This is a genomic window from Mesorhizobium sp. M7A.F.Ca.CA.002.05.1.1, from assembly GCF_003998335.1.
In the GTDB taxonomy this organism is placed as follows: Bacteria; Pseudomonadota; Alphaproteobacteria; order Rhizobiales; family Rhizobiaceae; genus Mesorhizobium.
In genome coordinates, this window is record NZ_RZQI01000589.1 from 1 (window position 1) to 3,868 (window position 3,868).

Here is a 3,868-nt window from a genome sequence, read left to right on the forward strand (position 1 = left end):
ATCCGGCACTGTCCGGCATGCCGGCCTTCCTGACGCCGAAGCCCGGCCTGAACTCCGGCTTCATGATCCCGCAGGTGACGGCGGCGGCGCTCGTTTCGGAGAACAAGCAGAAAGCCTATCCGGCCAGCGTCGATTCGATCCCCACCTCGGCAAACCAGGAAGACCATGTTTCGATGGCCGCGCACGGTGCGCGCCGGCTGATCGGGATGGTCGAGAACGCCACCGCCGTGATCGGCATCGAATTGCTGGCCGCGGCCCAAGGCTGCGATTTCCATGCGCCGCTGGCCTCGAGCGACGCCCTGGAGGCAGTGCGTAAGCTGGTCCGGGCCGAAGTGCCGCATCTCGACAATGACCGCCATTTCCACCCCGATATGGAAAAAGCCATCGCCATGGTGCGCAGCGGTGCGACCATCGTGGCCGCCGGCGGCGTGGCTCTGCCGTCGATTTCCGGAGCGATGTGATGGCAAGCGCGCCCTGGCTGACGGTCACGCCCGGCACAGCCCCGTTGCTGGTGTCGATCCCGCACACCGGCATCGACCTCGCCGGCCTTGAGAATCGGCTGGTCTCGCCCTGGCTCGGCCGCCGCGACTGCGATTGGTGGATCGATAATCTCTATGACTTTGCTGCCGGCCTCGGGGCGACGGTGGTGCACACCGCGATCTCGCGCACCGTCATCGACGTCAACCGCGATCCCTCCGGCGCCTCGCTTTACCCCGGCCAGGCGACGACCGGCCTTTGCCCGACCGAGACTTTCGATGGCGATCCGCTCTATCGCGAGGGCGAAGAACCGGGGCCGTCGGAGATCGACGAGCGTCGCGAGAAATTCTTCGTGCCCTACCATGCCGCCTTGCAGGTCGAGATCGACCGGTTGCGTGGCCTGCACGAAAAGATCGTCCTCTATGACTGCCACTCGATCCGTTCAGTGATGCCGCGCCTGTTTGAAGGCACGCTGCCGGTTTTCAACCTCGGCACCAATGACGGCAGGAGCGCCGATCCGACGCTGCAGGCGATGGTCGGCCAGATCATGGCCGAAACCGGTGAAACCTTTGTCATCAACGGCCGCTTCAAGGGCGGCTGGATCACACGCCATTTCGGCCAGCCGCAACAAGGCGTGCATGCGCTGCAGATGGAACTCTCCAATCGCGGCTATATGCGCGAGCCCGATGGCAAGGGTACGCCGGACAACTGGCCGGTGCCTTACGATGCCGAGTTTGCCGCACCGATCCGCGCCACGCTGCGGAAAATCCTCGAGACTGCGACGTCCTGGGCGCGCGTCTGACATCAGGCCTTTTATGGAGTGACGCCATGAACAATCCTCGCCACAACATCCGCGAAGTCCGCAGCCCGCGCGGCACCGAAATCAGCGCGCGCTCCTGGCTGACGGAAGCGCCGCTGCGCATGCTGATGAACAATCTCGACCCGGATGTTGCCGAAAATCCCAACGAGCTGGTCGTCTATGGCGGCATCGGCCGGGCGGCGCGCACCTGGAACGACTTTGACCGCATCGTCGCCTCCTTGAGGACGCTGGCCGATGACGAGACTTTGCTGGTCCAGTCCGGCAAGCCGGTTGGCGTGTTCCGGACCCACCCGGACGCCCCGCGCGTGCTGATCGCCAACTCCAATTTGGTGCCGCACTGGGCGAATTGGGAAAAGTTCAACGAGCTCGATAAGAAGGGCCTGATGATGTACGGCCAGATGACGGCCGGCTCGTGGATCTACATCGGCACGCAAGGCATCGTGCAAGGCACCTACGAGACCTTCGTCGAGGCCGGCCGCCAGCACTATGGCGGCAATCTCAAGGGAAAATGGATACTGACCGGCGGTCTCGGCGGCATGGGTGGCGCCCAGCCGCTCGCCGCCGTCATGGCCGGCGCCTGCTGCCTGGCGATCGAATGCAACCCGGACTCGATCGATTTCCGCCTGCGCACCCGCTACGTCGACGAGCGCGCCGACACGCTCGACGAGGCGCTGGAAAAGATCGAACGCTGGACCAAGGCCGGGGAGGCGAAGTCGGTCGGCCTGCTTGGCAATACGGCCGACATCGTGCCGGAGATGTTCAGGCGTGGCATTCGCCCCGATATGGTCACCGATCAGACCTCGGCGCATGATCCCATCAACGGCTACCTGCCGAAGGGCTGGACGATGGCCGAGTGGCGCGAGAAGCGCGTCAGCGACCCCAAGGCGGTCGAGAAGGCGGCACGCGCCTCGATGCGCGAACATGTCGAGGCGATGGTGGCGTTCTGGAACGCCGGCGTGCCGACGCTCGACTACGGCAACAACATCCGCCAGGTGGCCAAGGAGGAGGGGTTCGAGAACGCCTTTGCCTTCCCCGGTTTCGTGCCGGCCTATATCCGTCCGCTGTTCTGCCGCGGCATCGGGCCGTTCCGCTGGGCAGCCCTTTCCGGCGATCCTGAGGATATCTACAAGACCGACGCCAAGGTGCGCGAACTGACGCCCGGCAACACCCATCTGCACAACTGGCTCGACATGGCGCGCGAGCGCATCGCCTTCCAGGGCCTGCCGGCGCGCATCTGCTGGGTCGGCCTTGGCGACCGCCACAGGCTCGGACTCGCTTTCAACGAGATGGTGGCCAAGGGTGAGCTGAAGGCGCCTGTCGTCATCGGCCGCGATCACCTCGATTCCGGCTCGGTCGCCTCGCCGAACCGCGAAACGGAATCCATGAAGGACGGCTCGGACGCTGTCTCCGATTGGCCGCTGCTCAACGCGTTGCTCAACACGGCGTCCGGCGCCACCTGGGTGTCGCTGCACCATGGCGGCGGCGTCGGCATGGGTTTCTCGCAGCACGCCGGCATGGTCATCGTCGCCGACGGCACGCCGGACGCCGCAAGGCGCCTGGAGCGGGTGTTGTGGAACGACCCGGCGACCGGTGTCATGCGCCACGCCGATGCCGGCTACGAAATCGCCGTCGAATGCGCCAAGGAGCACCAGCTCAATTTGCCCGGCATTCTCGGCTGATTGGCTGAGCCGATGCGTGTTCTGCGGGCAGCCGAATACCGGTCGATGCCGTGGAAGAACGGCGGCGGCGTGACGACGGAAATCGCCGTCTCGCCCACGGGTGCCGGGTTCGACGATTTCGACTGGCGCGTCTCGATGGCGCGTGTCGAATTGAGCGGGCCGTTCTCGCAATTCGCCGGCATCGATCGCACCCTTGCCGTGCTCGAAGGCGAGGGCATCGTCCTCGAGATTGCCGGCCACCCGCCGACATCCATAAACAGGACGACCGCCCTGTTTTCTTTCCCGGCCGACGTGCAGACCTCGGCTGCGCTGATCGGCGGGCCGATCACCGATCTCAATGTCATGACCCGCCGAAGCCGGGTGACGCATTCGGTCGAACGCCTGGTGATTTCGGCCCCCGTGGAAGTCCGGACTGAAGCCGGCACAACGCTCATCCTATGCTTGGACGGCGACGTCAGCGTGCCCGCCGCTGAACCGGTCCGCCTCGGTCCGCTCGACACGCTGCTGTCCGGTCCGGTCAGCACCGGCCTGCTCGTCCAACCCGCCCATGAGGCAACGCTGTTCGTGATCCGGATCGGCTCTGTCGCCGGCAACGATTAACGCTTGTTTCCAAACATGATCGCGGCACCGGCGAAATATAGCGTAAGCTGCTGGCGGCATCACGAAAAAGCCTGAATCCTCTCCGCCGATCTGGCCTGGCGGGAAGTGGGGTGCTTGTCTTTGAGTTTTGCTGAGAGACGACGCCCTGTCGTGGTGCGGAAACAAACTTTCGGCAAGTGGGGTTTATGCAACCAATTGCATTTGAACCGGTTTTAGGGCCATTGCCGTGGCGGTGACGCCGCTCAGTGCCCGCTTACGGAATTTTCAATGAATATTCAGACGAATCCTGCCC

4 protein-coding genes are annotated in these 3,868 nt (G+C 64.5%); all 4 read left to right on the forward strand.

Features of this window, described 5'->3' with window-relative positions:
• Window positions 1–461, forward strand: a 461-nt coding sequence (locus tag EN939_RS24540) for an aromatic amino acid lyase (protein WP_164751189.1), incomplete at its 5' end; no start/stop codon positions are given.
• On the forward strand, window positions 461–1,279 hold the full coding sequence (gene hutG / locus EN939_RS24545) for an N-formylglutamate deformylase (protein WP_127270281.1): 819 nt from the start codon (window positions 461–463) through the stop codon (window positions 1,277–1,279). The genes EN939_RS24540 and hutG, both read left to right, overlap by 1 nt.
• Before the next feature lie 26 nt (window positions 1,280–1,305).
• Window positions 1,306–2,976 carry a urocanate hydratase gene (gene hutU, locus EN939_RS24550; RefSeq protein WP_127270282.1) on the forward strand — a complete coding sequence of 557 codons (1,671 nt, stop codon included), beginning with the start codon at window positions 1,306–1,308 and terminating at the stop codon, window positions 2,974–2,976.
• Window positions 2,977–2,988: 12 nt separating this feature from the next.
• Window positions 2,989–3,576, forward strand: coding sequence for a HutD/Ves family protein (locus EN939_RS24555; protein WP_127270284.1), 588 nt, complete (start codon window positions 2,989–2,991; stop codon window positions 3,574–3,576).
• Window positions 3,577–3,868 lie beyond the last annotated feature (292 nt).

What these genes read in the sequence shown, in the direction of transcription:
- hutG (WP_127270281.1), top strand. Translation starts at nt 461, where the DNA reads ATGGCAAGCGCGCCCTGGCTGACGGTCACGCCCGGCACAGCCCCGTTG.
- hutU (WP_127270282.1), top strand. Translation starts at nt 1,306, where the DNA reads ATGAACAATCCTCGCCACAACATCCGCGAAGTCCGCAGCCCGCGCGGC.
- EN939_RS24555 (WP_127270284.1), top strand. Translation starts at nt 2,989, where the DNA reads ATGCGTGTTCTGCGGGCAGCCGAATACCGGTCGATGCCGTGGAAGAAC.